23 protein-coding genes and 2 pseudogenes are annotated in these 26985 nt (G+C 59.7%); 16 read left to right on the top strand and 9 right to left on the bottom strand.

The genetic code is table 11. The annotated features are described in order from the left end of the window. Positions 1-116 precede the first annotated feature (116 nt). Positions 117-2513: a membrane-bound PQQ-dependent dehydrogenase, glucose/quinate/shikimate family gene (locus tag L9Z73_RS01830; protein ID WP_247395928.1), complete on the bottom strand. Its 2397-nt coding sequence runs from the start codon at positions 2511-2513 to the stop codon at positions 117-119. Positions 2514-3373: 860 nt separating this feature from the next. Between L9Z73_RS01830 and L9Z73_RS01825 the strand changes: the two genes are divergently transcribed. Beyond that, complete coding sequence (locus tag L9Z73_RS01825) at positions 3374-4753, top strand: MFS transporter (RefSeq protein ID WP_247395926.1); 1380 nt, start codon at positions 3374-3376, stop codon at positions 4751-4753. 58 nt (positions 4754-4811) lie between these two features. On the opposite strand, the gene L9Z73_RS01820 is transcribed toward L9Z73_RS01825, so the two are convergent. The 4 genes from L9Z73_RS01820 to flgA all read right to left on the bottom strand — a co-directional run bounded on the left by L9Z73_RS01820 (position 4812) and on the right by flgA (position 7407). After that, complete coding sequence (locus tag L9Z73_RS01820) at positions 4812-5561, bottom strand: flagellar brake protein (RefSeq protein ID WP_247395924.1); 750 nt, start codon at positions 5559-5561, stop codon at positions 4812-4814. Between the two features lie 96 nt (positions 5562-5657). Continuing rightward, entirely contained in the window at positions 5658-6128 is a 471-nt protein-coding gene (locus L9Z73_RS01815; RefSeq protein ID WP_247395922.1) for a flagella synthesis protein FlgN, read from the bottom strand. Between the two features lie 48 nt (positions 6129-6176). Then, a complete protein-coding gene (flgM, locus tag L9Z73_RS01810) occupies positions 6177-6500 on the bottom strand; it encodes a flagellar biosynthesis anti-sigma factor FlgM (protein WP_247395920.1) in 324 nt (107 codons plus the stop codon). Positions 6501-6642: 142 nt separating this feature from the next. After that, complete coding sequence (flgA, locus tag L9Z73_RS01805; RefSeq protein ID WP_247395918.1) at positions 6643-7407, bottom strand: flagellar basal body P-ring formation chaperone FlgA; 765 nt, start codon at positions 7405-7407, stop codon at positions 6643-6645. Positions 7408-7489: 82 nt separating this feature from the next. On the opposite strand from flgA, the gene L9Z73_RS01800 reads away from it, so the two are divergent. From L9Z73_RS01800 to L9Z73_RS01770, 7 genes are all read left to right on the top strand, one after another. Beyond that, on the top strand, positions 7490-8422 hold the full coding sequence (locus tag L9Z73_RS01800; RefSeq protein ID WP_026140310.1) for a chemotaxis protein CheV: 933 nt from the start codon (positions 7490-7492) through the stop codon (positions 8420-8422). A 42-nt stretch (positions 8423-8464) separates the two neighbouring features. After that, a complete protein-coding gene (gene cheR / locus L9Z73_RS01795) occupies positions 8465-9292 on the top strand; it encodes a CheR family methyltransferase (protein WP_247395915.1) in 828 nt (275 codons plus the stop codon). A gap of 305 nt (positions 9293-9597) precedes the next feature. Next, the gene (gene flgB / locus L9Z73_RS01790) at positions 9598-10005 is read left to right on the top strand and encodes a flagellar basal body rod protein FlgB (RefSeq protein ID WP_003175633.1); all 408 of its coding nucleotides are present in this window, start codon (positions 9598-9600) and stop codon (positions 10003-10005) included. Positions 10006-10008: 3 nt separating this feature from the next. Beyond that, a complete protein-coding gene (gene flgC, locus L9Z73_RS01785) occupies positions 10009-10452 on the top strand; it encodes a flagellar basal body rod protein FlgC (protein WP_016973698.1) in 444 nt (147 codons plus the stop codon). A gap of 16 nt (positions 10453-10468) precedes the next feature. After that, entirely contained in the window at positions 10469-11194 is a 726-nt protein-coding gene (flgD, locus tag L9Z73_RS01780; protein ID WP_247395913.1) for a flagellar hook assembly protein FlgD, read from the top strand. Between the two features lie 31 nt (positions 11195-11225). Then, complete coding sequence (gene flgE, locus L9Z73_RS01775) at positions 11226-12542, top strand: flagellar hook protein FlgE (RefSeq protein WP_247395911.1); 1317 nt, start codon at positions 11226-11228, stop codon at positions 12540-12542. 188 nt (positions 12543-12730) lie between these two features. Continuing rightward, a complete protein-coding gene (locus tag L9Z73_RS01770) occupies positions 12731-13798 on the top strand; it encodes a hypothetical protein (RefSeq protein WP_247395910.1) in 1068 nt (355 codons plus the stop codon). Positions 13799-13902: 104 nt separating this feature from the next. Here L9Z73_RS01770 and L9Z73_RS01765 read toward each other — a convergent pair whose 3' ends face one another. Next, positions 13903-16797, bottom strand: a complete 2895-nt coding sequence (locus L9Z73_RS01765) for a ribonucleoside-diphosphate reductase subunit alpha (RefSeq protein WP_247395908.1) — start codon at positions 16795-16797, stop codon at positions 13903-13905. Between the two features lie 843 nt (positions 16798-17640). Between L9Z73_RS01765 and L9Z73_RS01760 the strand changes: the two genes are divergently transcribed. Beyond that, positions 17641-18366: a response regulator gene (locus L9Z73_RS01760; RefSeq protein ID WP_247395906.1), complete on the top strand. Its 726-nt coding sequence runs from the start codon at positions 17641-17643 to the stop codon at positions 18364-18366. Continuing rightward, complete coding sequence (locus L9Z73_RS01755; protein ID WP_247395904.1) at positions 18363-19973, top strand: ATP-binding protein; 1611 nt, start codon at positions 18363-18365, stop codon at positions 19971-19973. Before L9Z73_RS01760 ends, L9Z73_RS01755 begins: the two co-directional genes overlap by 4 nt. 81 nt (positions 19974-20054) lie before the next feature. Here the strand turns inward: L9Z73_RS01755 and L9Z73_RS01750 are convergent, their stop codons facing one another. After that, the gene (locus tag L9Z73_RS01750; RefSeq protein WP_247395902.1) at positions 20055-20771 is read right to left on the bottom strand and encodes a 4'-phosphopantetheinyl transferase family protein; all 717 of its coding nucleotides are present in this window, start codon (positions 20769-20771) and stop codon (positions 20055-20057) included. A 136-nt stretch (positions 20772-20907) separates the two neighbouring features. Between L9Z73_RS01750 and L9Z73_RS01745 the strand changes: the two genes are divergently transcribed. Genes L9Z73_RS01745 through L9Z73_RS01735 form a run of 3 tightly spaced genes read left to right on the top strand, consistent with a single transcriptional unit; the run spans position 20908 to position 23255 of the window. Beyond that, on the top strand, positions 20908-21216 hold the full coding sequence (locus L9Z73_RS01745) for a hypothetical protein (RefSeq protein WP_247395900.1): 309 nt from the start codon (positions 20908-20910) through the stop codon (positions 21214-21216). Positions 21217-21234: 18 nt separating this feature from the next. Beyond that, the gene (locus tag L9Z73_RS01740; protein WP_247395898.1) at positions 21235-21912 is read left to right on the top strand and encodes a response regulator; all 678 of its coding nucleotides are present in this window, start codon (positions 21235-21237) and stop codon (positions 21910-21912) included. Continuing rightward, positions 21909-23255, top strand: a complete 1347-nt coding sequence (locus tag L9Z73_RS01735) for an ATP-binding protein (RefSeq protein WP_247395896.1) — start codon at positions 21909-21911, stop codon at positions 23253-23255. The genes L9Z73_RS01740 and L9Z73_RS01735 overlap by 4 nt, the downstream gene beginning before the upstream one ends. Before the next feature lie 21 nt (positions 23256-23276). Here L9Z73_RS01735 and L9Z73_RS01730 read toward each other — a convergent pair whose 3' ends face one another. Then, complete coding sequence (locus L9Z73_RS01730) at positions 23277-24275, bottom strand: AraC family transcriptional regulator (protein ID WP_247395893.1); 999 nt, start codon at positions 24273-24275, stop codon at positions 23277-23279. Between the two features lie 339 nt (positions 24276-24614). On the opposite strand from L9Z73_RS01730, the gene L9Z73_RS01725 reads away from it, so the two are divergent. The 3 genes and pseudogenes from L9Z73_RS01725 to L9Z73_RS01715 all read left to right on the top strand — a co-directional run. Then, the gene (locus tag L9Z73_RS01725) at positions 24615-25946 is read left to right on the top strand and encodes a dicarboxylate/amino acid:cation symporter (RefSeq protein WP_247395891.1); all 1332 of its coding nucleotides are present in this window, start codon (positions 24615-24617) and stop codon (positions 25944-25946) included. 254 nt (positions 25947-26200) lie between these two features. Beyond that, entirely contained in the window at positions 26201-26671 is a 471-nt protein-coding gene (locus L9Z73_RS01720; protein ID WP_247395888.1) for a (2Fe-2S)-binding protein, read from the top strand. After that, positions 26668-26862: pseudogene (locus L9Z73_RS01715) on the top strand (twin-arginine translocation signal domain-containing protein); the annotation flags it as partial. The gene L9Z73_RS01720 and the pseudogene L9Z73_RS01715, both read left to right, overlap by 4 nt. On the opposite strand, the pseudogene L9Z73_RS01710 reads toward L9Z73_RS01715, so the two are convergent. Next, positions 26815-26985: pseudogene (locus L9Z73_RS01710) on the bottom strand (polyamine ABC transporter ATP-binding protein); the annotation flags it as partial. The pseudogenes L9Z73_RS01715 and L9Z73_RS01710 overlap by 48 nt on opposite strands.

Genomic DNA, 26985 nt, shown 5'->3' with positions numbered 1-26985 from the left:
AAGTGGGGGAATAGCTCAACGCTCCGCGTTATTTATCGGTTTGCGCTGTGCTTTTGTGACTTGGAAAAATAACCCCCGTAAACGGGGGTTATTTTCATGCAGTGGCAACTAACGCATTACGGCTTGATGTTGTCCGGCAATGCATAAGCAATGATGTAATCACCGACGTCAGGCGAATGGCTCATGCCGCCTGCGGAGATGACCACGTACTGCTTCCCGGTGGTGGGTGACTGATAGATCAGCGGGGCCGCAACCGCGCCAACCGGCAAACGGGCTTTCCAGACTTCTTTACCAGTGGCCGAATCGAGTGCGCGCAGGTAGTAGTCCTGGGTGCCGGCAAAGAACACCAGGCCAGAGGCTGTCGACGTCGGACCGCCAAGCGTCGGCATGCCCAGCGGAATCTGCAGGTGGGTCTTGATCCCCAGCGGGCCGGTATCCTGGACGGTGCCCATGGGAACCTGCCAGACCAGTTTCTGCGTATTCAGATCAATCGCACTCATGCTGCCGAAGGGCGGGGAGTTGCACGGCACGCCCAGTGGCGACTGGAGAATGTCGATTCTCACGCCACCATAGATACCGGCGACTTGCGGGCGAATGGTGCCCATGAAACCTGGCACTTCGTCGGTCGAGACCTTGAATTTCTTGGTTTCTTCCTTAGTCACCAATGACATCCGCAGCGGCATGCGCATGTCGTTGACGAACATCGTGCCGGTGTTTTCATCAATGGAGATGCCACCCCAGTTCATCCCGCCCAGCAAGCCAGGCCATTCGATGTACGGCTTTTCGCTTGGCGGCGTGAACGGCCCCATGTAGACCGAATCTTTGAACATGATCCGGCAATACAGTTGGTCGAATGTCGACACCCCCCACATCGACTTTTCAGTCAGTGGGTCGGCCCCGATCACCGGCATGCCGGCCGAGTACGGTTGTGTCGGCGACAGGTGTTCGCCTTCTGCTGCCGGAGAGGTTGAAACCGGACGTTCCTGTACTTCTGTAACCGGTTGGCCAGTGCGACGATCCAGCACAAAGATTTGGCCGGTCTTGGTGGTCTGGATCAAGACCGGGGTTTTTACGCCCTGGGCATTCTTGATGTCATAGAGAACCGGCTGCGATGGCAGATCGTAATCCCATACATCGTGGTGAATGAGTTGGTAGACCCATTTGGCTTTACCGGTCGATGCATCGACGGCCACGACGGCCGAGCCAAATTTTTCTTTGACTGCGTTGCGATCACCGCCCCAATAGTCGGGCGGGCCGTTGCCGGTCGGCAAGTAGACCAGGTTCAGCTCTTTGTCGTAGGTCGGGATCGTCCATACGTTAGGTGTTTCCAGCGTGAACTGGTGATCGGCCTTGGTTGGGTCCGTGCCCTCAGGCGCGCCGACGTCCCATGCCCATACCAGCGCACCGGTCAGCACATCGAAGGCGCGGACAGCGCCGGAAGGTTCGCCAGCCACAATGTCGCGTACCCAGCCGCCCACCACCGTGAGGTGGCCCATGACCACAGGCAGTGAGGTCGGGTGATAGCGCTTACTGTTCTCTGTCGGGCCCATGCCTTTCTTGAGATCGACGTAACCGTTGTCACCAAAACTCTGGCAAAGGGCGCCGGTATGCGCGTCAAGTGCAAACAGACGGGCATCTACCGACGACACCAGAATACGCTGGCGGCATTGCTGCTGATCGTTATACGAGGCTTTGACCGCTGCGCTCAGGCTGTCGTCTTTATCAATGTCGTAATAGCCCACGCCACGGCACGTCACATGCTCTTCGCTTTTGGCGTGAGGATCGAACTTCCAGATCGGCTTGCCTGTATCGCCATCCAGCGCGGTGATCAGGTTTTCCGGGGTGCACGAATACAGCACGTTGCCGATCTGCAACGGGGTGTTTTCGTCAACGCCAGCGCCGGCGCCGGTGGTCCTGCGTCCGGTCTGGTAAGTCCAGGCTACTTGCAGGTCCTTGACGTTTTCCGGCGTGATTTGCGTGTAAGGCGCAAACCGCGTCCCTGACGCATTGCGCCCGAAGAATTCCCAGTTTGCGGGCCCGCTGGCGGGCTCCGTGGCCTTGGGCGAGTCAGTCGCGGCGACAGGGTTCGAGATCCCGCCGTGCGGGTAGAACGCCGCAATAAAGGTGGCGATCAGGGCCAGGAACACGGCAAAGCCGAATCGGTTGGCGGTGCGCCGGGTGTTCAAGGCCGTTTCCGGGAACGCAGCACCGACCCACAAGCTGAGGGTCAGGATAATCGCCGGCACCACCAGGCGTGGCAGCAGTTGCCAGTAGCTGAACTGGCCCACTTCGTAGAACGCCCACACACACGTGGCGAGGAAGATGACGACCGAGAGGGCGATGCTGATAGGTTTACGCAAGACAAACAGTGCTGCCAACAGCAGATAGGCGAAGCCGGCCAGCAGGTAGTAACTCGATCCGTCGAGTGCTACCAGTTTGAACCCGCCATAAATCAACGCCAGTGCCACGGCAAAAACAAGCAGGGAGAACAGTCCCCTTGCAATAGTACTCATTGAGGATCTTCCAGAGTGAGATCGATGATCGTCTGTCATATTTGTATATGCTCAGTTGGGGAAAAACGTAACTGCGCCCACTGTGTACGAGCAACTTGGCCGAATGTTGAGTCCGGCCTTTAGTTGGCCAGGTGTGGTTGGTCCATGATCCCGCTGCGCTGTCTTGCTGACGGCAAGTGAGCAATGGAATCAGCGTAATAACTTGCCATCCCCGTATCTTGGCCCGAATGCCGGCACTCTTTCACCCCAACCCCTTCACGCTAAAAGCACCGTTCAATAACGAACTTGATGCTTAACCGGGGGCTGATTGAGTTTCGGCAGGAGGGGTAAAGAAAACGTGGGCGGCAGTATTACGCCTGCTTAATGACTATCCATGTGTTCAGTCGGTAATGAGTAGGCCCGAAGGCTCTGTCGGCCTTGATCGGGTTACATGCTTTGCTCCGACTGATTCGCAGGTCAATCGCGGTGGATTAACGCGCAGACCAGTTTATAGCGCTGGTTTTTTGGATAAATCCATAAGACTGGAAAACATTGTTGATTAAACAGTAACAATGCGCGGTGATACGGATTGTCGATGCCGGTGTCCGGGCGATCCTGTGCAGGGGGAGGCTTTTGGGGCGTGCTCGGTCTTTTCAAAACCCGGTCGAACCTTGCGCGTTAGCGAGGTTCACAGGAGGTGCGACGTGTATTTTGCGCAACCTTGTACCTTGTACGTTACCCGGTAGCGTCTGAGCTGTAGTCAATCGTTTTAAAACAAAATAATCCCCGGAAACAGCGCCTGGTGCCTGTCCGGACCCGCCCCCCGGGACTATCATGCCGGTAGCCCTGACCCTCACTGCAAGGAGCCGCTCGGAACGCCGATGCGCCAGATCTGGAAATCTTTTCGAGCCCTTTATTTCGCCTCCTTGATGATGCTGATCGGCTCCGGCCTGCTCAGTACTTACCTGGCCTTGCGCCTGGCGGCTGACAACGTGGACAGCCTGTGGGTCGGTGCGCTGATGGCGGCCAACTATTCCGGCCTGGTACTGGGCGGCAAGATCGGCCACCGCCTGATCGCCCGGGTCGGGCATATTCGGGCGTATGCCACCTGTGCCGGGATCGTCGGCGCGGCGGTGTTGGGCCATGGCCTGATCGATTGGCTGCCGGCCTGGATCGTGCTGCGGATCATCGTAGGCCTGGGGATGATGTGCCAGTACATGGTCATCGAAAGCTGGCTTAACGAGCAGGCGGATGCCCGGCAGCGTGGCGTGGTGTTCAGCGGCTATATGATCGCGTCCTACCTTGGCCTGGTGCTGGGGCAGTTGATCCTGGTGATGCATCCCCAACTCGGCCTCGAGTTGCTGATGCTGGTGGCGCTGTGCTTCGCCCTGTGCCTGGTGCCGGTGGCCATGACCCGGCGCATTCACCCGGCGCCCCTGCGTCCGGCGCCGATGGAGCCGCGCTTCTTTATCCAGCGGGTGCCGCAGTCGTTGAGTACGGTGCTGGGGGCGGGGTTGATCGTCGGCTCGTTCTACGGTTTGGCGCCGCTCTATGCGTCCCAGCAGGGGCTGACCACCGAGCAGGTCGGTCTCTTCATGGGTAGCTGCATTTTTGCCGGGTTGGTGGTGCAGTGGCCGTTGGGCTGGCTGTCCGATCGTTACGATCGTGCGCTGTTGATTCGCTGCTTCGCCCTGTGCCTGGCGGTGGCGGCATTGCCGTTGGCCATCCTGAGCAAGGTGCCGTTGGAAGTGCTGTTCGTGGCCGGGTTCCTGTGTTCGCTGGTGCAGTTCTGCCTGTACCCGCTGGCCGTGGCGTTTTCCAATGACCACGTTGAAGGTGATCGGCGGGTATCGCTGACGGCCATGTTGTTGGTGACCTACGGCGTTGGCGCCAGTATCGGGCCGTTGCTGGCCGGTGTGGTGATGAAGCTGTTTGGTAGCCAGATGCTGTACGCGTTTTTCAGCCTATGCGCGCTGATCCTGGTGTGGCGTATCCGTCCTAAAGCGGTGACCAACCTGCATCAGGTCGATGATGCACCGCTGCAGCACGTGGCGATGCCTGATAGCATGTCCAGCTCGCCGCTGGTGGCTGCACTTGATCCGCGGGTCGATGAGCAGATGGTGCAGGAGCAGATGCAGACGGCTGTTGCGGAACCTGAAACCGATTCCGAACCACCGACCGATGAGCCGCCTTTCGAAGGGCCGCCGGAACCACTGGGCCCGGATGAGCACCCCCATGACCTGAGCAGGGCGCGCCCCTGAATGCAAAAACGGGCAGATCCCCAAAGGGTCTGCCCGTTTTTTGTCGCGATCTTAGTGCTTAAAAATCGTCGTCTTTGTCGAAGCGCCGTGCTTCGCGTTGCAATTGGTACACGAAACGCTCGACCTGTCGCTGCACCAGGCCGCTCATGTTGTGGAAGCGCACACCGGCGAAGGTGGTGTTGATCTTCTCTTCGAAGTGCAGGTAACGCAGTTCGACCGAGGTGGTCATGCTGCCGAAGGGCAGGGCGGCGATGAAGCGGTCGTAGACCTCGCCCAACTGCAGTCGCTCGGAAATATCGCCTTCAAAGCGCAATTTGCAGCCGGTGGCGGAGATGTCCAGCAGTTTGCCGGTGGGCGCGGCCTTGAGTTTCTCGCCGCCCAGCTCGATGTTCACCAGTTGTGCCAGCTTCAGCGCGGCACGGAACGCATTGCGGCGCTGATGGTAGACCACCTCGTCCGGCATGCTGCCGGTGTAGATACGGTGGCCGCCTTTTTCGCTGATGCTCAGGGTGCCGTTGCTTTCCCAGGCGATGCGTACACCGTCGTGAAAGCCTTCGATGCGGAAGGGTTCGCCATTCTCAAGGTGGCGTTCGCCATCGCGGGGAATCATTTCGTCCAGGGCCAGGGTCTTGCTGTCCCGGTCGACGTCGACCAGGTAGCTTTGAAAGCGCTGGCTGCGTTCATGGAAGGTGATGATCAGCGGGTCATGGCTTTCTTGCAGCATTCGCAAGGTGCCGGCGATTTCCAGAGGCGTGGTGAGCACCTTGGGTGGCTGCGGAGCATCTTCCGCATTAAGGGCGTTGAACACGGTTCTTCCATCTCCAGACAAAATACGACTACACGCAATAACCGTCATTTTGCCAGTATGTCGCGCGCCTTGGATAGGGCACGCTTTAAACCGGCGTCAGGCTTGGCTGCGGGTGCTTGGCTTGACCAGGCGTGAGGTAGAGCCTTGGGCGTTATACAGGGCCGGAGGCTCGCCGCCATGGAGTATGCGCAACTGATTGGCGGTCGTGGCTTGCTGAAGCTGGATCGACTGACCGTTGAGCAGGTTGGCTTCCTGACACTGGGTGAATAATTGATTGAGTTCTTTGCTCTGGGCCAGCAACTGATCGCCGACCGAGGAGTGACTGGCCAATTGTGCAAGGCCGTCGTGATCAGCCGGCAGGCCGAGGCTGACGAGAATCTGGCTGCGCTTCTTGCCATGCTGTTCCAGCAGGACAATCAGCGACTGTTTGCGCGCCAGGATTTCTTCCAGCAGCGGCATATCCCGGCCGTAGAGGGCCAGGGATTCTTCTTTGAGCAGCTCGAGCAATTGTTGCGTCGGCGCCAGATCATCAATGATCAGTTGAAGCAGATTTTCGTCGTGGTGCATGGCTGGCCTTGGGTTTTAAGCGTCCAAAAGCCTGGCGCAGGCCTTTGCCTAGCGCTCGGCTTCGAAGTTAAGCAGCTTGCTGGCTACACGGTTGCTGTCGACTTTGTAGCTGCCATCGGCGATCGCCTGTTTCAATTCGGCCACGCGGGCTTGATTGACGACGGGTTGATCGCGCAGCGAGTTAGTGACCTTCTGCAACTGTTGAGCCTCATTGCTCAGGTGTACGGATTCCCCGCTTTGGCTGGCGCTGGCCTGTTCTGCCTTGGCGGGCAGAGGTTGGGCCTTGGCTTCTACGCTGTCCTTGGTGCCGCTGGTGCGCGTAGTGCCTGGCAAAGCCGGGGCGTTATTCAAACGGCTGAAATCGATGACCATGATAAAAAAACCTCTGGGTATTTGGACGCTTGCCATGTTTTCGGCCATACCCGTACAAACTTTAGGCGCGATTGACAATAAACCTGCATGCACGAACGTCAGGCGTACAGTGTAGGAAAAGCTGGCGTCCTATTCCAGTGATCTATAAAGCGACCTCGACTTGGCCGGGCGCTGTGACCCGTGCCCTGATGACGCGGTTGGAGTTGAGGTTCTTGACTCGGATCTGTTCGCTCATGCCGCCGTTGGACAGCGCTTCGCCCGGCATCTTCACGTTCAGCCCGCCGCTGCTCGCGGAAATGACGACCTGATCGCCCTTGCGAATGACTTCGGCCTGTTCAAGATGGACCAGGGTGATGACCTGATCGGTGACCATTGGTCGGGTTAATCGTTGCCCGACAGCCTGGTCCACTGACGTCAGGTAACCCTGATTGATCAGGCTGATGTCCCGCTCACGCAAACTGACATCCTCATAACCGATGATTCCGCTGCGTTTGAGCGGCCGCGACACCACGACCACATCGCGGAACAGTTTGACCTGGGCGGGCACGAACACGGTCCAGGGCGAGGCACCTTCACAGCGGACCTTGACCGTCACGCGGCCAATGGGTTGGGCCGGGCTTTCCAGGGTGGCTGTCAATTCCTTGTCGCACATCGGCATTCGCAGGCGCGGGTCCAGTTGGTTGACCTGGATTTCATAACGTCCTGGCGTCTGAGTGGTTGCCAGATAATCTTCTACAGTGAACTCAAGAAAGCCTTGGGTGACGCCGATAAGTAGATCAGGCAAGGTGACGTTGTCGGCGCGGGCAGTGGCGCTTGCGCCCACGGCAAACAACGCCATCCAGGCGCAGAGTAATCTGCGGTACCGTGGGCGGCTGGTGCGTCGGGAAACTGTCGTTTTCATATCCATGACCAACTAAAAAGCAAAGCTCGTGCCGTTTAGTGTTGGGTGCGCGTCGTACCCCCAAAGGTTTTAGCGTAGGAGTCTGGGCATGGCAGGTGTAATGGATTCAGTAAACCAGCGCACACAGCTGGTAGGGCAGAATCGCCTCGAACTGTTGCTTTTTCGCCTGGACGGCAAGCAGCTATATGGCATCAACGTGTTCAAGGTGCGGGAAGTGCTGCAGTGTCCCAAGCTGACGATCATGCCCAAGTCGAGCCCGGTGGTGTGTGGCGTAGCCAACATCCGTGGCGCGACCATCCCGATTCTCGACCTGGCATTGGCCACGAGTTCGGCCGGCCTGCAAGACCGCGAGAACCCGTTTGTGATCATTACCGAATACAACACCAAGACCCAGGGTTTCCTGGTGCGCTCGGTGGAACGTATCGTCAACATGAACTGGGAAGAGATCCATCCGCCGCCCAAGGGTACCGGTCGCGATCACTACCTCACGGCGGTGACGCGGGTGGACAACCAGTTGGTGGAAATCATCGACGTGGAGAAAATCCTCGCCGAAGTCGCACCGACTTCCGAAGCGATCTCGGTCGGCGTCGTCGACGCCGAAACGGCGCACAAGGCGGTCTCGCTGCGAGTGCTGACGGTGGACGACTCCTCGGTGGCGCGTAAACAGGTAACCCGTTGCCTGCAAACCATCGGCGTTGAGGTGGTGGCGCTCAATGATGGCCGCCAGGCACTGGATTACCTGCGCAAGCTGGTGGATGAAGGCAAGAAGCCGGAAGAAGAGTTTTTGATGATGATCTCCGACATCGAGATGCCGGAAATGGACGGCTACACCCTCACGGCTGAGATACGTAACGATCCACGCATGCAAAAATTGCATATCATCCTGCATACTTCGTTGTCGGGCGTATTCAATCAGGCGATGGTCAAGAAGGTCGGTGCTGACGACTTCCTGGCTAAATTCCGCCCTGATGACCTGGCATCCCGGGTAGTCGACCGGATCAAGGCAGCAGATCACGGCTAGGGGGATTTCCCTGGCGGTCACACGATTTAAGAGGCGGTATCATTGTCTACGGGTAATTTGGATTTCGAACAGTTCCGGGTCTTCCTGGAAAAAGCCTGTGGCATATTGCTCGGTGAAAACAAGCAGTACCTGGTATCCAGCCGTCTCAACAAACTGATGGAACAGCAGGGCATCAAGTCCCTCGGTGAGTTGGTCCAACGGATTCAGAGCCAGCCGCGCAGTGGGCTCAAGGAAATGGTGGTCGATGCCATGACCACCAACGAAACCCTGTGGTTTCGCGACACCTATCCCTTTGAAGTACTCAAGAGCAAAGTGCTGCCGGAGGCCATCAAGGCCAGCCCGGGTCAGCGTTTGCGGATCTGGTCGGCAGCCTGTTCCTCGGGGCAGGAACCGTACTCGATTTCGATGGCCATCGACGAGTTCGAGCGGACCAACATGGGCCAGTTGAAAGCCGGTGCGCAAATTGTCGCCACCGATTTGTCCGGCACCATGCTCACCAACTGCAAGACCGGCGAGTACGACAGCCTGGCGCTGGGCCGCGGTTTGTCCCCGGAACGCCTGCAGCGTTACTTCGATCCGAAAGGAGCGGGGCGTTGGGCGGTCAAGGCGCCGATCAAGAGTCGGGTTGAGTTTCGCTCGTTCAACCTGCTCGACAGCTACGCCAGCCTGGGCAAGTTCGACATGGTGTTCTGCCGCAACGTGCTGATCTACTTCTCGGCCGAAGTGAAGAAAGACATCCTGCTGCGCATCCACGGTACGCTCAAGCGCGGTGGTTATCTGTTCCTCGGTGCATCCGAAGCGCTGAACGGCCTGCCGGATCATTTCCAGATGGTGCAGTGCAGTCCAGGGATCATTTACCAGGCCAAGTAAGTCGCACGCAGTCAAGGTGTGGGAGGGGGCTTGCCCCCGATAGCGGTTCAGTTGATGTAACTATCACTGACACACCGCCATCGGGGGCAAGCCCCCTCTCACATTTGTTTGCGCGGCAAACTTCCCAATAGCGGCAACCGCGATTGCCGCTTTACTGGCGCCACGCGGAAACCGGTTGCCGCTTTTCTGGCATTGCTGCCGGCAATTTCCCCGCAAACCCCTTGATATACGGGCTCTCAGTAGATTGGCATGCACCTTGCTATAACCCTGTTAACGAACAGCAGGTCAGCCTAAAGGTTTCCGCCATGAGCATCAGCTTCGATAAAGCGCTCGGTATCCATGAACAAGCCCTGGGCTTTCGCGCCCAGCGTGCCGAAGTCCTGGCCAACAACATTGCCAACGCCGACACCCCGAACTATAAGGCGCGGGACCTGGACTTCTCCGCCGTGCTCGCCGCACAGCAGGACAAGACCAAGAACGGCACCTTCGCCTTGAACATGACCAACAGCCGTCATATTGAAGCGCAAGGCCTGAGCAGTGGTGACGAGTCGCTGCTGTATCGCACCCCGATGCAGCCATCGATCGACCAGAACACCGTCGACGCGCAGTTGGAGCAATCGGCCTACGCCGAGAACTCGGTGAACTTTCAGGCCAGCTTCACCCTGCTTAACAGCAAATTCAAAGGGCTGATGTCAGCCCTGCGTGGAGAGTAAGCCATGTCCTTAGCCAGTGTTTTCAATATTGCCGGCAGTGGCATGAGCGCGCAGACCACGCGTTTGAACACCGTCGCCAGTAACATCGCCAACGCCGAGACCGTGTCTTCGAGCATTGACCAGACCTACCGCGCCCGTCATCCGGTGTTCGCCACCATGTTCCAGGGCGGCCAGAGCGGCGGCAGCGATTCGCTGTTCCAGAACCAGGATGCTGCCGGACAAGGCGTGCAGGTACTCGGCGTGGTTGAAGACCAGAGCAATCTGGAAGCGCGCTACGAGCCTAATCACCCCGCGGCGAACGAAAAAGGCTACGTGTACTACCCGAACGTCAACGTGGTCGAGGAAATGGCTGACATGATTTCCGCCAGCCGCTCGTTCCAGACCAACGCGGAAATGATGAATACCGCCAAAACCATGATGCAGAAGGTCCTGACCCTGGGTCAGTGATAAGGGGCGCCAAACAATGGCCATTGTTGATACGACGAACAACACGGCAGTCCAGGACCTGTTCAATAGCAAGGTCAAGACTGCGACGGACAACAGCAGCATCAGCGCCGCGACCAAGGCGGCAACGGGCAGCCAGTCGATGGGCAAGGATGCGTTCCTGCAACTGTTGGTGACCCAGCTGAAAAACCAGGATCCGCTGTCGCCCCAGGACAACGGTGCGTTCGTGTCTCAGTTGGCGCAGTTCAGCAGCCTGGAAGGCATCAACAATCTGAATGATTCGGTAAACAACATCTCCAGCAACTACAGCTCGTCGCAAGCGCTGCAGGCTTCGTCGCTGGTAGGTCGCTCGATCATTACCCAGACCGACAAGGCGCTGGTGGATACCAGCAAGAGCATGACCGGCTCGGTCGCGGTGACGGCGGCAACGGGTAACGTTTCGGTCAAGATCACCGACAAAGACGGCGTCGTGGTGCGCACCCTTGAGATGGGTGCTCAGAGCGCAGGGAGTTCCGACTTCATCTGGGATGGCAAGAACGCCAATGGTGAGGTCGCCGCCCCCGGGACTTACACCTTTACGGCCACCACCAAGAATGACACGGGCGACTCGGTGGCACTGGCGACTTCGCTGCCAGCCACGGTGAACAGCGTGACCCTGAGCCAGACCGGCGGCGAAATGCTGCTCAACCTTGCAGGCGGCATGGGCAGCGTCAAGCTGTCGCAAATTCAGACTATCGGTACATAGAGCCGGCTAAATACGGCAGAGGGAGAGAAACATGTCTTTTAACATCGGCCTTAGCGGCCTCTATGCGGCCAACAAACAACTGGACGTGACCGGCAACAACATCGCCAACGTCGCGACCACTGGCTTCAAATCGTCCCGTGCGGAATTCTCGGATATCTACGCGGCGTCCAAACTGGGCACCGGCCAGAACAGTATCGGTAACGGTGTGAACCTGGCGGCGGTGTCCCAGCAATTCACCCAGGGTGACGTCAACAACACGGGCGGCATCCTGGACATGGCGATCCAGGGCGGCGGCTTCTTCGTACAGAAGGGCAGCGACGGGTCGCTGGAATACACCCGTAGTGGTGCCTTCCGTTCGGACAAAGACGGCTATATCACCAACAACACCGGTACTTCGCGCCTGCAGGGCTACGCGGCGGATGACAACGGCAAGATCGTCAAGGGTGGCTTGGTCGACCTCCAAGTGAGCCTGTCGAACCTGCCGCCTAAAGCTTCCAGCACCGTGGACTCCAGCAGTAACCTGAACTCCTCGGAGCCGGTGATCGACCAGGTGGCCAAGCCATTCAACCCAAGCGATACCAGTACCTTCACCACCCAGTACAGCACCACCTTGTACGACACCCAAGGCAACGCTCACCCGATGGTGCAGTACCTGGTGAAGACGGGTTCCAACCAATGGAACTCCTACACCTTGATCGACGGGCGTAACCCTAATGGCACACCGATCAGTGGCGCAGGCGCAGTGGCACCTGTCGCATCGACCCTGACGTTCGACACCTCGGGCAAGCTCACTGGTGTGGTTACCCCGCCTAGCGCGGTCTCCAACACCACTCTGACCATTTCCAACTGGGCACCGGGCACCGTGACCAATGGTGTATGGGCCGCTAACGGCGCCGCGGCCAATACGGGCGGTATTGCGATCAACATGGCGGATATCACCCAGTACAATTCGGCCAGCTACCGCAACCCACCGGTCACCGATGGTTATGCCACCGGCCAGATCACCGGGCTGAAAATCGACGGCAGCGGCGTACTGTTCGCCACCTTCAGTAACCAGCAGAGCAAGGCCATTGGCCAGATCTCGCTGGCCAGCTTCAACAATGAGCAAGGTCTGCAGCCAGCGGGCGGCACCACTTGGAAGGAGACCTACGCCTCGGGCCAGCCGGGCTATGATGCCCCTCAAGCCGGCACCCTCGGTTCGATCGTGGCCAACTCCCTGGAGAACTCCAACGTCAACCTGACCAACGAGCTGGTGGACCTGATCAAGGCCCAGAGCAACTACCAGGCGAACGCCAAGACCATCTCCACCCAGAGCACCATCATGCAGACCATCATCCAGATGACCTGATGCGTTAGCGCTGCACAAGAAGCCCCTCGATCGAGGGGCTTTTTTTTGCGTTTCATTTGGCATTAAGACCTTTTCCCACTACCGATGCGGTTACGAGATGACACGCCTTTGTTGGAACGCGCCACACCTGTCTTTCCACCTATCCAGCCGAGAGGCGTTGGGTTCTCTCATTGTTGGGGAGAGGCGATATGTGGAGTTCATCGGTATCTGGCCAAGGGGTCGGGGGTGTGCGTTACGAAAGTGGGGGGGCAGGGCAGTACCTGAAGGCCGCCAGCCAGTCTGATGGCACCCAGCAAGACACGGGCGCCGTCAAGGAAAGCGTCACAAAGCTGATCAAAGAGCTTGAAGACGCCGAAAAAACCTCGAAGAACCAGACGGCCCAGGAGCTGCGGGACAAGCTGAATGAAAAGCGAAAGGAGCTCGGTGAAGAGAAGTTCAAGGAGGTCCTCGAGGAGCTGAAGAAAGATGCGTCCGAGGGTTTTCTCGATTTCATGAAGAGAGCCTTTCCGGAGGAGTTTCCTGATGGCCCGTCTCCGGATAAGCCGCCTTCACCCTCTCCTTCCCCCTCGCCGGGAGGAGGCGGAGGCGGAGGCGGCGGCGGTGGTTTCGGCCCCAGCGAGTCCATGAGCAACAAGCCGGTTACCGAAGGCGCGAAGCATTTCGACTACAAGCCCGATAACAGTGAGCCGGGGAAAAAGCCGGAGAATATCTGGAGCGGCTTCAAGCAGGGGCCGGACGGCAATTGCGTGACGGTTTCAGCGATCAAGTCCGCCATGATGCACTTTGGCGAGAAACCCACCGATGTCTTCAAGGACGTCAAGGAAACGGGTAATGGCTACTCGGTGACCATGCGCGATGGTGTCAAGGTTGATCTGACCAAGGATGAAGTGCGGCTGGCTGCCACTCATGCACGTTTCCAGGGGGATGATCCAAAAATGATGACCAACGCCAATTTCATGTTTGCCGTGAGTGCAAAACGGGCACAAATGGAAAACAACGATGGCACTGCCGGGCGTAGCTTTCTGGATGGCATACGCACGCTCAACGATGGTGAGTACAGTCGGGAAGGTCTGGACCGTCTGGGGCTGCGCAACAATTACCGGCAGTCCACGGATGCCGACTTGCGAAACAGCAAGTCGGGGACGGTGGAGTACGGCGGTCATTCGATGGCGGTGATCGACGGCCGGATTGAACTGTGGGGCAAGCGGGGCGGGGTGCCCAAGACAGGGATTGCGACCATATTGTTCGGCAACTGACGGGTTTTTACCCGGGCAAAAGAAAACCCCGATAAACCCAACTGCAGCTAGGGTCTATCGAGGTTTTTTCAATCCCGGGCAATCAAGCCCGGAACCGGCTCAGCTTATTGGCACGCTTCGCAATCCGGCTCGTCGATCGCACAGGCTTTCGGCACTGGCGCCGGGCCGGCAGGTGCGGCGAGCACCGAGTCATCACCGTGGTTGCCGCTGGAAACCGCGTTCAGCTTGCCGGTGTTGATGGTCGACTTCTCGGTGCTGGTCGCGGCCAGGGCACGGAGGTAGTAAGTGGTTTTCAAGCCACGGTACCAAGCCATGCGGTAGGTCACGTCCAGCTTCTTGCCCGAAGCGCCGGCGATGTACAGGTTCAGGGACTGCGCCTGGTCGATCCACTTCTGACGACGGCTGGCGGCGTCAACGATCCACTTGGTGTCCACTTCGAAGGCGGTCGCGTAGAGCTCTTTGAGTTCTTGCGGGATGCGTTCGATCTGCTGCACCGAACCGTCGTAGTACTTCAGGTCGTTGATCATGACCGAGTCCCACAGGTCGCGGGCTTTCAGGTCGCGAACCAGGTACGGGTTGATCACGGTGAATTCGCCCGACAGGTTCGATTTCACATACAGGTTCTGGTAGGTCGGTTCGATCGACTGCGATACGCCGGTGATGTTGGCGATGGTCGCGGTCGGAGCAATGGCCATGATGTTGGAGTTACGAATACCTTTCTGCACACGGGCACGTACCGGTGCCCAGTCCAGGGATTCGTTCAGGTCAACGTCGATGTACTTCTGGCCACGTTGCGCGATCAGGATCTGTTGCGAATCCAGCGGCAGGATGCCTTTGGACCACAACGAACCCTGGAACGTCTCGTAGGCGCCGCGCTCGTCGGCCAGGTCGCAGGAAGCCTGGATCGCGTAGTAGCTGACCGCTTCCATGGACTTGTCGGCGAACTCGACCGCTGCATCCGAACCGTAAGGAATGTGCTGCAGGTACAAAGCGTCCTGGAAGCCCATGATCCCCAGGCCGACTGGACGGTGCTTGAAGTTGGAGTTCTGCGCCTGTGGCACCGAGTAGTAGTTGATGTCGATAACGTTATCGAGCATGCGAACAGCGGTGTTCACGGTGCGTGCAAGCTTCACGGTGTCCAGCTTGCCGTTGACGATGTGGTTCGGCAGGTTGATCGAGCCCAGGTTGCAAACGGCGATCTCATCCTTGTTGGTGTTCAAGGTGATTTCGGTGCACAGGTTCGAGCTGTGGACCACGCCCACGTGCTGCTGCGGGCTACGCAGGTTGCACGGGTCTTTGAAGGTCAGCCATGGGTGGCCGGTTTCGAAGAGCATGGACAGCATTTTGCGCCACAGGTCTTTGGCCTGGATGGTCTTGAACAGCTTGACCTTGCCTGGGTACTCGGTGAGGGCTTCGTAGTACTCGTAACGCTCTTCGAAGGCCTTGCCGGTCAGGTCATGCAGGTCCGGCACTTCGGATGGCGAGAACAGGGTCCACTTGCCGTCGTCGAAGACACGCTTCATGAACAGGTCAGGAATCCAGTTGGCGGTGTTCATGTCGTGGGTGCGACGACGGTCATCGCCGGTGTTCTTGCGCAGCTCGATGAACTCTTCAATGTCCATGTGCCAGGTTTCCAGGTAGGCACAGACAGCGCCTTTGCGCTTGCCGCCCTGGTTGACCGCTACGGCGGTGTCGTTGACGACTTTCAGGAACGGCACAACGCCCTGGGACTTGCCGTTGGTGCCCTTGATGTACGAACCCAGCGCGCGCACCGGGGTCCAGTCGTTACCCAGGCCGCCGGCGAATTTGGACAGCATGGCGTTGTCGTGGATCGCGTGGTAGATGCCCGACAGGTCATCCGGCACGGTGGTCAGGTAGCAGCTCGACAGCTGTGGACGCAGGGTGCCGGCGTTGAACAGGGTCGGCGTCGACGACATGTAGTCGAAGGACGACAGCAGGTTGTAGAACTCGATGGCGCGGTCTTCTTTGTGCTTCTCTTCAATCGCCAGGCCCATGGCCACGCGCATGAAGAACACTTGCGGCAGTTCGAAGCGGATACCGTCCTTGTGGATGAAGTAACGGTCGTACAGGGTTTGCAGGCCCAGGTAAGTGAACTGCTGGTCGCGCTCGTGGTTGATCGCCTTGCCGAGTTTTTCCAGGTCGAAGGTGGCCAGGACCGGGTTCAGCAATTCGTATTCGATACCCTTGGTGATGTACGCCGGCAAGGCCTTGGCGTACAGGTCGGCCATCTCGTGGTGGGTGGCGCTGGGGGCTACGCCGAGGAAGCCCAGGCCTTCGGCGCGCAGGGTGTCCATCAGCAGGCGCGCGGTCACGAACGAGTAGTTCGGCTCGCGTTCAACCAGGGTACGGGCGGTCATCACCAGGGCGGTGTTGACGTCGGTCAGGGCCACGCCGTCGTACAGGTTCTTCAGGGTTTCGCGCTGGATCAGGTCACCGTCGACTTCTTCCAGGCCTTCGCAGGCCTCGGTGATGATGGTGTTCAGGCGGCCCAGGTCCAGCGGCGCGAATGTGCCGTCGGCCAGGGTGATGCGGATCGACGGGTGTGCTTGTACGGCGGCTTCGTCGGCCGGGGAGCGAACGGCACGTTCCTTGGCGCGCGAATCACGGTAGATCACGTAGTCGCGGGCGACTTTCTGCTCGCCGGCACGCATCAGGGCCAGTTCGACCTGGTCCTGGATTTCTTCGATGTGGATGGTGCCGCCCGAAGGCATGCGACGCTTGAAGGTCGCGGTGACTTGTTCGGTCAGGCGGGCAACGGTGTCGTGGATGCGCGACGAGGCGGCAGCGGTGCCGCCTTCAACTGCAAGAAACGCTTTGGTGATGGCGACGGTGATTTTGTCATCGGTGTAAGGAACGACAGTGCCGTTACGCTTGATCACGCGCAATTGGCCAGGTGCAGTGGCGGACAGATCCATATTCGAATCAGCGGCCTGCGGCACGGAGCCCTGCGGGTTCTCGCGAGTTGTGTCGGTTTGCATGGGGTGTTGTCTCCACATTCTATATTTATTTGGGCACCATCTCGGTGCCCACCGTTCCGTCCTGAAGCACTTACAGCAGGCCTGGGCCTGGCATAACAACTTCGAGACAGGAGGAAGGGAGCTCATCGCGCCGCTTCCATGCCGAAGTCTTCGGTTTAGAGCTCAAAAGCCCCTTGCCGTATTCCTGATGGGTGACAGTTGCCAGGTTCAAGCACTGCAACACCCGTACCGTTTTGCGCTGTTGGCGCGCTAAAACGGTTGCCATCCGCTTGAGCGGTTTGGGCTTTAAAAATGCTGGAGTTGGACCAAACAGGAGCAAGAAAGGGCTTGAGTTTCTTGTCTGATTTGTGTTTGGTCTTTTCGCTCAAAACCCTACATGTAGGGTTTTTTTTGCGCCGAGGTACAAGATAATGCGTTTTTGGAGGCTTAGCAATCCAAGGCCTGTGGATAACGCTGTGGGTAAAATGTGTATGAAACGCGGAACGCCTGTGTAGGCCGCAGTACTGCTGGATTGCGCCGTTTGTCACTGAATATTCCAAGGGAAAAATGACCCGTTGGATTTTTGAGGGCGCGAACCCTACCACAAAAAAACGTGATCACCGAATGCATTTCCTGGCTTGTGTTTGAGGGTTGGGGCATGGCTACAATCGATCTTTGTTATGCCCTCACAACATTACAAATAGGGTATGGCTGGCGAAGATCAACATGTGGGAGGGGACTTGCTCCCGATTGCGGTAGATCAGTAACAGATGTATCAGCTGACACGCCGCTATCGGGAGCAAGCCCCCTCCCACATTTATTCGAGCAGGCCAACCAATCCCTTAATAACAACGAGGATTACCTGTGGAGCATGAAGCCTGGCAAATCCTGATCGTCGAGGATGACGAGCGATTGGCCGAATTGACCCGCGAGTACCTGGAGAGCAACGGCCTGTGCGTGTCGGTGGAAGGCGATGGCGCCCAGGCTGCCGCGCGGATCATCGCCGAGCAGCCGGACCTGGTGATCCTCGACCTGATGCTGCCCGGCGAAGACGGCCTGAGCATCTGCCGCAAGGTGCGCGAGCGCTACGACGGAGTGATCCTCATGCTCACCGCACGTACCGACGACATGGACCAGGTACTGGGCCTGGACATGGGCGCCGACGACTACGTGTGTAAACCCGTGCGTCCGCGCCTGTTGCTGGCACGTATCCAGGCGCTGTTGCGCCGCAGCGAGCCGGCGGAACCGGCCGTGGTGGAAAACCAGCGCCGCCTGCAATTCGGCCCGCTGCTGGTGGATAACGCCCTACGCGAAGCCTGGCTGCAGGGCGAGGGCATCGAACTGACCAGCGCCGAGTTCGACCTGCTGTGGCTGCTGGTGGCGAATGCCGGGCGCATCCTGTCCCGCGAAGAAATCTTCATCGCCCTGCGCGGCATCGGTTACGACGGCCAGGACCGCTCGATTGACGTGCGCATCTCGCGTATCCGTCCGAAGATCGGCGACGACCCGATCCACCCGCGCCTGATCAAGACCGTGCGCAGCAAAGGCTATTTGTTCGTCCCCGAAGCCGCCGCCGACATGCCGCTGTGAACTCGATCTTCCTGCGCATCTACGGCGGCATGTGTGCAGCGCTGATCCTGGTGGCGCTGTTGGGCGTGCTCGCGTTGCACCTGCTCAATGACGTGCGCAGCGGGCAGTACCGTGAGCGCCTGGCCCACGGCACGTTTGCCTTGATGGGCGATAACCTGCAACCCATGAGCGCGATTGAGCGCCGGCGCGCACTGGCGGTGTGGGAACGCCTGTTGGGCATTCCCCTGACGCTGCGCACGTACACCGATGCCCAATTGGACCTCGGCCAGCGCACCCGCCTGCAACGCGGCCAGGTCCTGGTGCAACAGACCGGGCCTCATGCGGCGCGGGTGCTGCGGTTGGTCAGCGAGGCGGATCAATTGGTGCTGGAAGGTGAAGTGCAGCAGATCAGCGAGCAATTGGCGCGCGCGACGATCTACCTGTTGGCCGACGAACTGGTGCGTTTCCCGGTGGCCGAGCAGCCGCAGCGGCTGGCCGCTATAAAAGAAGCCAAGGGTTTTGGCTTCGAGATGCACTTGATGGCCCTCGACCAGGCCGATATGGATGACGACCAGCGCCGCCGCGTGTCGGAGGGCGATACGGTGATGGCGCTGGGCAAGGGGGGCGATTCGATTCGGGTGTTTGCCGGTATGGTCGGCACGCCCTGGGTGCTTGAAATCGGCCCGTTGTATCAAATGAACCCGTACCCGGCGCAATGGTTGATCCTGATTGCGTTGATCGGCCTGACCCTGATTGGCCTGATCGTCTATCTATTGGTGCGTCAGCTTGAGCGCCGCCTCAAAGGCCTGGAAGCGGCCGCCACGCGTATTGCCAAAGGCAACCTGGAAGTCCGTGTGCCGGCGCGCGGGGCCGACTCGGTGGGGCGCCTGGCCGCCGCGTTCAATGGCATGGCCGAGCACCTGCAGCAGTTGCTGGCGATCCAGCGCGAACTGGTGCGCGCCGTGTCCCACGAACTGCGCACCCCGGTGGCACGCCTGCGTTTCGGCCTGGAGATGATCGGCGACGCCGCCACCCCGCAGGCCCGGCGCAAATACCTCGAAGGCATGGACAGCGATATCCAGGACCTCGACGGCCTGGTCGACGAGATGCTCACCTACGCGCGCCTGGAGCAGGGCGCGCCGGAGCTGAATTTCCAGCGGGTCGACCTCAATGCGTTGCTCGATCAGGTGATCGGCGAATTATCGCCACTGCGTCCGCAGGTCAACGTGGCCCGTGGTATTTGCCTGTCATCGGCGCATTGGGACGATGCCTGGGTCGATGCCGAGCCGCGCTATCTGCACCGTGCCTTGCAAAATCTGGTGAGCAACGCCATGCGCCATGCCCAGGGCCAGGTACTGATCAGCTACCAGGTCGGCCAACTGCGCTGCCGCATCGATGTGGAAGACGATGGCCCCGGCGTACCGGAAAGCGCCTGGGAGCGCATCTTCACGCCCTTCCTGCGCCTGGACGACAGCCGCACCCGCGCCTCGGGCGGGCATGGCCTGGGCTTGTCGATTGTGCGGCGGATTATTTATTGGCATGGCGGGCGGGCGTTGATCAGCAAGAGCAACAACCTGGGAGGGGCGTGCTTCAGCCTGAGTTGGCCAAGGGACCAGGATAAATCCTGATACCGCTATCGGGGGCAAGCCCCCTCCCACATTTGAATGCATTCCAAGTGTGGGAGGGGGCTTGCCCCCGATAGCGATGGATCAGACGCTGATTGCTACAAGGCTCAACAACTGCTCCCCATCCACCGCAAATTGCCCAACCAACTCCTTGCCATGGCGCCACTCTTCGGACAAGTCCGTCAGCAGCCGCAACCGCACCTGCCCGTTCTCTGACCATTCCAGCACCTCGGCATGCTCAAAGTAAAAGCGCTTCTGCACGATCGGGTAGAGCGCCTTGAACAAACTCTCCTTGGCCGAAAACGTCAGTGTCACCAGCAGCGCATGTTGCTCACGCGGCAACATGGCCATGCGCTGCAACTCAGCGGCGGTGAGAATTTCCCCGGCCAGGCGTTCCGCACGCTCCAGGCTCAGGACATTTTCCAGGTCCATTCCCAGCCCGCGCCATTGCGCCTTGTGACCGACAATCGCCGCCGCGTGCCCGCTGCTGTGGGTGATAGAGCCGCTGATGTGCTGCGGCCACACCGGCGCACGGTCTTCGCCGATTGCCGGCACGCAGTCCAGGTTATCGAGCTGTTGCAAGGCGGCGCGGGCGCATAACCGGCCGGCGAGAAATTCCGCCTGGCGCTTGGCCACCGAGCGCTGGATGCTCGCCGGCGGCGGCACGGCGCTGCGTTGGAAATCATCAGCGATCAATAGGGCCGGATCAAAGCGCGTACTGAGCAGCACCGTGCCCGGCAAGGGATCGGGCAGCGGCCAATGGGCGTCGAGCGGGGTGCAGCAAGCGGGTAGGGGCGTCATGGGCGGTATTTTGCCGAGTTGACGCGCCAGTGGATAGCCCGCAGCGGTTCAGGCCAGATTCAGAGCCTGTTCAGGGGGAGTTCAGGGGCACTTGCGTAGTCTGGGTCTACAGCCTAAACGCCTAGAGGTAAGTACCATGACTGCGATCAAGAAGCTGATGTTGGCGTTGACCATGCTCAGTGCCACCGCCGGGGTGCAGGCCAGCGATAGCGCCTTTGCGGGATTCGGTCGCGAGAAAACCAAGAAGTCCAGCACACTGATGCAGCGTGTGAGCTTCGATGAGGCGCACAGCCAAGTCGCGCCGTGGGGCCAGGCGCTGGGTTTGAGCAGTCCGCAGGCGGCTTACCGTGCCGGTTATGAACACCTGAGTGGCCACTACAATGGCATTAAACTGCGCCCGCAAGACCTGCAGGGCCGCTATGATATCCCTCTGTCGGACAGTTGATTTGCCTTGGAGAGCCTTATGAAATTGCTGGTGGTGGAAGATGAGGCGCTGTTGCGTCATCACCTGTATACCCGCCTGACCGACAGCGGGCATGTGGTCGAAGCCGTGGCCAACGCGGAGGAGGCCTTGTACCAGACCGGCCAATTCAATCATGACCTGGCGATCATCGACCTCGGTCTGCCCGGCATGGGTGGCCTTGACCTGATCCGCCAACTGCGCGCCCAGGACAAGACCTTTCCGATCCTTGTCCTCACCGCTCGCGGCAACTGGCAGGACAAGGTCGAAGGCCTGGCCGCCGGCGCCGACGACTACGTGGTCAAGCCGTTCCAGTTCGAAGAGCTGGAGGCGCGGATGAATGCGTTGCTGCGCCGTTCCAGCGGCTTTACCCAGTCGACCATCGTCGCTGGCCCCTTGCTGCTGGACCTCAATCGCAAGCAAGCCTCGTTGGATGAGCAGCCACTGGCGCTGACCGCCTACGAGTACCGGATTCTCGAGTACCTGATGCGTCACCATCAGCAGGTGGTGCCCAAGGACCGCTTGATGGAGCAGCTCTACCCCGATGACGACGAGCGCGACCCGAATGTCATCGAAGTGCTGGTCGGCCGCCTGCGCCGCAAACTGGAAGGCCCGGCCGGGTTCAAGCCGATCGACACCGTGCGCGGCCTGGGCTATCTGTTCAATGAGCGCTGCCGTTGATTCGCTCGTTACGTGTGCGCTTGATGCTGGCGGCCACCACCCTGGCCGTGCTGTTTATGCTGGGTTTGTTGCCGGCCATGCAGGGGGCGTTCAGCCTGGCCTTGCAGGACTCGATCGAGCAGCGCCTGGCGTCGGACGTAACGACCTTGATTTCGGCGGCGCGGGTCGAAAACAACCGCCTGCAGATGCCGGCGCAGTTGCCGGACGAACGCTTCAACCTCGCCGATAGCCGCCTGCTCGGCTATATCTACGACCGCGAAGGCCACCTGGTATGGCGTTCGCGGGCGACCCGGGAAGAAAACATCAACTACAAGCCGCGCTATGACGGGCGCGGGAATGAATTTGCGCGGATTCGCGAGGGCAATGGCCAGGAATTCTTCGTGTATGACGTCGAGGTCAAGCTGCTCGGCGGTAAGAGCGCGGCGTTCAGCATCGTCGCGCTGCAACCGGTGCGCGAATACCAACTGACCCTCGAAGGCCTGCGCGAAAACCTCTACCTGGGCTTCGGCGCGGCGTTGCTGGTGTTGCTGACCTTGCTCTGGCTGGGCCTGACCTGGGGCCTGCAAGCGTTGCGGCGCCTGAGCCAGGAGCTGGACCAGATCGAAGGCGGCACCCGCGAAAGCCTCAGCGAAGAACACCCCCGCGAACTGCTGCGCCTCACCGGGTCCCTCAACCGTTTGTTGCACAGTGAACGCGAGCAGCGTACCCGCTACCGCGATTCCCTCGACGACTTGGCCCACAGCCTGAAAACCCCGCTGGCGGTATTGCAAGGCGTGAGCGAAGACATGGCCCAACGCCCCGAAGACCGCGACCAGGCCTGGGTGCTGCAATCGCAGATCGAACGCATGAGCCAGCAGATCAGCTATCAATTGCAGCGCGCCAGCCTGCGTAAAAGCGGTTTGGTACGCCATCAGGTGCGCCTGCAGCCGGTGCTGCAAAGCCTGTGTGACACGCTGGACAAGGTCTACCGCGACAAGCGCGTGAAGGTGTCCTTCGAGTTGCCGGACGAGTGCGATGTACCCATCGAAAAAGGCGCCTTGCTGGAACTGCTCGGCAACCTGCTGGAAAACGCCTACCGCCTGTGCCTGAGCGAAGTGCGCATCAGGCTGGTGGAAAGCCTGGAAGGCATTGAGCTGTGCATCGAAGATGACGGCCCCGGTGTGCCTCCCGACCAGCGCGCGCGGATTCTGCAACGGGGCGAGCGGCTGGATCGCCAGCACCCAGGGCAGGGGATCGGCCTGGCGGTGGTCAAGGACATCATTGAAAGCTACGGCGCACGCCTGACCCTGGGGGACTCACCGTTGGGGGGCGCGGCGTTCAAGATTCACTTCCCGGCCCTGTGACCCTACGGCTGACGTGACTCATCAGGTTTCCTGCGCGCGGTAGGCCCCCGGCGTCAATCCCGTCCACTTCTTGAACGCCCGATGAAACGCCGACGGCTCGGAAAACCCGAGCTGCTCGGCAATTTCCTGCAATGACAAGTTCGCGCGTCCCAGATGGTAGATGGCGATGTCCCGCCGCAACTCATCCTTGAGCGCTTGAAAACTGCTGCCTTCTTCACGCAGATGCCGGCGCAGGGTCTGCGGACTGATGTGCAGGTGTTGGGCAACGGCGTCCAGGTCCGGCCAGGGCGTGCGGTCACGGCTGAGCAGGCGGCGGATCTGGCTGCTCAAGCTGTCGCCTTCATCGGGCCGCGACAGCAAGTCGGCGGGAGAACGCTGCAGGAAATGCTTGAGCGTGCGCTCGTCCTGCAGCAGCGGCAGGCTCAAGTAACGGGCAGGAAACACCAGGCTGCTGTTCGGTGCGCCGAACACCTGTGGGCAGGGAAACAACAGGTCGTATTCGCTGGCGTGGGCTGGCATCGGGTAGCTGAACGTGGCCTGGTGCAGACGGATGCGCTGGCCGATCAACCAACTGCCGAGGCGATGCCAGATCACCAGCAGGCATTCACTGAGAAAATGATCTGGGTCGCGTAGCTGTGAGTCGTCCAGGCTCAAGCGGGCCATTTCGCCTTCCCGTGTCAGATGCCAACGCGGACCCTGTGGGAATAGGCTATAAAACAATAAGCCGCGTTCCAGAGCCTTCTCTAGGGTGCGGCAATGGATCAGCGCGTGGCACATCATCGCGAACGTGCCGCGCTTGCTCGGCCCTTCGGCGAAGCCCAGGTACTCGTCGTCCAGCGCGAGCCAGAGCATTTGCAACAGCCGGGTAAATTGTTCCGGCGCGATGCGGGCGCGGGGTTCGGTCAACAGTTCCGGGGTGATGCCCACCTGCTGCAACAGGCCCGAGTAGTCGTAGCCTGCCCGGCGCGCACCGCCGAGGGCCGCTCGGGCGTAGTGACTGGCGATGGTACGTTCACGCATGCAAGGGCCTCGTCCATGGAGTGGCGGATGGTAGCCATCACCCAGTACTGCGACAAGGCGGATATCCGCCAAATTGTAGGACGAGATTCGATGAGTTGGCGGAAATCCGCCGCCTGACGGGCCGCAGTGAGGCACGGCTTAATCCCTCCAACCCTTATGTCTAAGGGGCTTCAGACCGTTTCAGTAAAGTGGCACGGCGTTTGCGATAAGTACTACAGCGCAGGCCTTGTCCTACAAGCCTCGCAAACAACAAATCCCTCCAGTGCAGGAGGGTTCGCAATTCAAGTGCCGTGGGCAATGGCGGATATTTGCCACACGGGACGATTGAGGAACTTTACAATGACGACTCGTCAGCCACTGTACAAATCCCTGTATTTCCAGGTGATCGTTGCCATCGTTATCGGTATTTTGCTCGGTCACTTCTACCCGCAGACCGGCGTGGCCCTCAAGCCGCTGGGTGACGGGTTTATCAAACTGATCAAAATGGTCATCGCCCCGATCATCTTCTGCACCGTTGTCAGCGGCATCGCCGGCATGCAGAGCATGAAATCGGTCGGCAAAACCGGCGGCTACGCGCTGCTGTACTTCGAAGTCGTGTCCTCCATCGCCCTGCTGATCGGCCTGTTCGTAGTGAACGTTGTGCAGCCGGGCGCCGGCATGCACATCGACGTGGCCACCCTGGACGCTTCGAAAGTCGCGGCCTACGTGACGGCCGGTGCGGACCAGAGCATCGTTGGCTTCCTGCTCAACGTGATCCCGAACACCATCGTCGGCGCATTCGCCAACGGTGACATCCTGCAAGTGCTGATGTTCTCGGTGATCTTCGGTTTCGCCCTGCATCGCCTGGGTGCCTACGGCAAGCCGGTGCTGGACTTCATCGATCGCTTCGCCCACGTGATGTTCAACATCATCAACATGATCATGAAGCTCGCGCCAATCGGTGCCCTCGGCGCCATGGCGTTCACCATCGGTGCCTACGGTGTCGGCTCGCTGGTGCAACTGGGCCAGTTGATGATCTGCTTCTACATCACCTGCGTCCTGTTCGTGGTCGTGGTGCTCGGCGCCATCTGCCGCGCACACGGTTTCAGCGTGCTGAAACTGATCCGCTACATCCGTGAAGAGCTGCTGATCGTTCTGGGTACGTCCTCGTCTGAATCGGCACTGCCACGCATGCTGATCAAGATGGAGCGTCTGGGCGCGAAGAAATCCGTGGTTGGCCTGGTGATCCCGACCGGCTACTCGTTCAACCTCGACGGTACGTCGATCTACCTGACCATGGCTGCCGTGTTCATCGCCCAGGCGACTGACACGCACATGGACATTACCCACCAGATCACGCTGTTGCTGGTGCTGCTGCTGTCCTCCAAAGGCGCTGCAGGCGTGACCGGCAGTGGTTTCATCGTACTCGCCGCGACCCTGTCGGCCGTAGGCCACCTGCCGGTTGCCGGTCTGGCGCTGATCCTGGGTATCGACCGCTTCATGTCCGAAGCCCGTGCGCTGACCAACCTGGTCGGTAACGCCGTGGCGACCCTGGTGGTAGCCAAGTGGGTCAACGAACTGGACGAAGATAAGCTGCAAGTCGAGCTGGCTTCCGGTGGTCGTGGGATCTCCGACACCCGTGAAGAAGATGACCTGGGCGTGGCCGAAGGCCCTGCGCCGGTGATCAAGTAAGGCGCTGATGGCGTGAACTGACGCCCACAGCAATCCGCAAACGCCCCGACTGGTTCGGGGTGTTTGCGTTTCTGCCCGGCCACTTTGCGGATTTTTGGTTTACATTAAGCCCATGCTCCATCAAAGGCCCGGTGAAGATTCGTCTTCACAAGAGAGCCTCCTCAGCCTGAGCCAATCTGCGCGTACCCGAACCAGCGATACCTTTCGCGACAGATGGCTCGCCCCTAAATGCAGCAAATAGGCGGGCGTGCCCAATGATTACCCTGAAACTCAACGGCCAAGACCATCAACTGGACGTCACCGAGGAGATGCCACTGTTGTGGGCGATCCGCGATGTGGCGGGCTACAACGGCACCAAATTCGGCTGCGGCATGGGCCTGTGCGGCGCATGCACCATTCATATCGACGGCGCGCCGGCGCGCAGTTGCATCACCCCGATCGGCGCGGTCAAGGGCCAAGCCGTCAGCACCATCGACAACCTGCACACCGACCCGATCGGCCAGGTCGTGCAGCAAGCCTGGCTGGACAGCGCCGTGGCCCAGTGCGGCTACTGCCAGGGCGGGCAAATCATGTCGGCCACCGCGCTGCTGAAAACCAACCCCAACCCCAGTGACGAGCAGATCGAAGAGGCGATGGTCGGCAATATCTGTCGGTGCGGCACTTACAACCGCATCAAGACCGCGATCCGCCAGGCGTCGACGCATCTGCAGGGGGCCAAGGCATGAGCCGCTTACCCGCTGATTTCGTCCTCAATAACCTCAGTCGCCGTGGTTTCCTGCAGGGCGTCGGCGCCACCGGCGCGCTGGTGATCGCCGCCAGTTGGGGCTTGCCCGAGGCGTTTGCCGCTGATGCCGTCAAGAAATATGGCGGCGATGCCATGCCCCATGGGCTGATCGATGACCCCAAGGTCTACGTCGTCGATCACCTGGGTGTCGAAGATGTTGACGTTGCCGATGAACTCGCAGACCAGGCGGCTCACCGGGGTTTCGTAAATGTCCACCGGGCTACCGATCTGGGCGATCCAGCCCAAGTGCATGAT

This window comes from Pseudomonas emilianonis, from assembly GCF_023072625.1.
Classification (GTDB): Bacteria; Pseudomonadota; Gammaproteobacteria; order Pseudomonadales; family Pseudomonadaceae; genus Aquipseudomonas; species Aquipseudomonas paraveronii.
Note: the sequence above shows the minus strand (reverse complement) of the source record. Positions and strands in the feature narration are given on the sequence as shown.

Bases quoted from the DNA above. Each gene is read 5' to 3' on its own strand.
- L9Z73_RS01770 (WP_247395910.1), top strand. From the start codon at position 12,731: ATGTGGAGTTCATCGGTATCTGGCCAAGGGGTCGGGGGTGTGCGTTAC.
- flgB (WP_003175633.1), top strand. From the start codon at position 9,598: ATGAGCATCAGCTTCGATAAAGCGCTCGGTATCCATGAACAAGCCCTG.
- flgM (WP_247395920.1), bottom strand. From the start codon at position 6,500: ATGGTCATCGATTTCAGCCGTTTGAATAACGCCCCGGCTTTGCCAGGC.
- flgC (WP_016973698.1), top strand. From the start codon at position 10,009: ATGTCCTTAGCCAGTGTTTTCAATATTGCCGGCAGTGGCATGAGCGCG.
- L9Z73_RS01745 (WP_247395900.1), top strand. From the start codon at position 20,908: ATGACTGCGATCAAGAAGCTGATGTTGGCGTTGACCATGCTCAGTGCC.
- L9Z73_RS01800 (WP_026140310.1), top strand. From the start codon at position 7,490: ATGGCAGGTGTAATGGATTCAGTAAACCAGCGCACACAGCTGGTAGGG.
- L9Z73_RS01750 (WP_247395902.1), bottom strand. From the start codon at position 20,771: ATGACGCCCCTACCCGCTTGCTGCACCCCGCTCGACGCCCATTGGCCG.
- L9Z73_RS01765 (WP_247395908.1), bottom strand. From the start codon at position 16,797: ATGCAAACCGACACAACTCGCGAGAACCCGCAGGGCTCCGTGCCGCAG.
- flgA (WP_247395918.1), bottom strand. From the start codon at position 7,407: ATGGATATGAAAACGACAGTTTCCCGACGCACCAGCCGCCCACGGTAC.
- L9Z73_RS01730 (WP_247395893.1), bottom strand. From the start codon at position 24,275: ATGCGTGAACGTACCATCGCCAGTCACTACGCCCGAGCGGCCCTCGGC.
- L9Z73_RS01815 (WP_247395922.1), bottom strand. From the start codon at position 6,128: ATGCACCACGACGAAAATCTGCTTCAACTGATCATTGATGATCTGGCG.
- flgD (WP_247395913.1), top strand. From the start codon at position 10,469: ATGGCCATTGTTGATACGACGAACAACACGGCAGTCCAGGACCTGTTC.
- L9Z73_RS01825 (WP_247395926.1), top strand. From the start codon at position 3,374: ATGCGCCAGATCTGGAAATCTTTTCGAGCCCTTTATTTCGCCTCCTTG.
- L9Z73_RS01720 (WP_247395888.1), top strand. From the start codon at position 26,201: ATGATTACCCTGAAACTCAACGGCCAAGACCATCAACTGGACGTCACC.
- L9Z73_RS01830 (WP_247395928.1), bottom strand. From the start codon at position 2,513: ATGAGTACTATTGCAAGGGGACTGTTCTCCCTGCTTGTTTTTGCCGTG.
- flgE (WP_247395911.1), top strand. From the start codon at position 11,226: ATGTCTTTTAACATCGGCCTTAGCGGCCTCTATGCGGCCAACAAACAA.
- L9Z73_RS01740 (WP_247395898.1), top strand. From the start codon at position 21,235: ATGAAATTGCTGGTGGTGGAAGATGAGGCGCTGTTGCGTCATCACCTG.
- L9Z73_RS01725 (WP_247395891.1), top strand. From the start codon at position 24,615: ATGACGACTCGTCAGCCACTGTACAAATCCCTGTATTTCCAGGTGATC.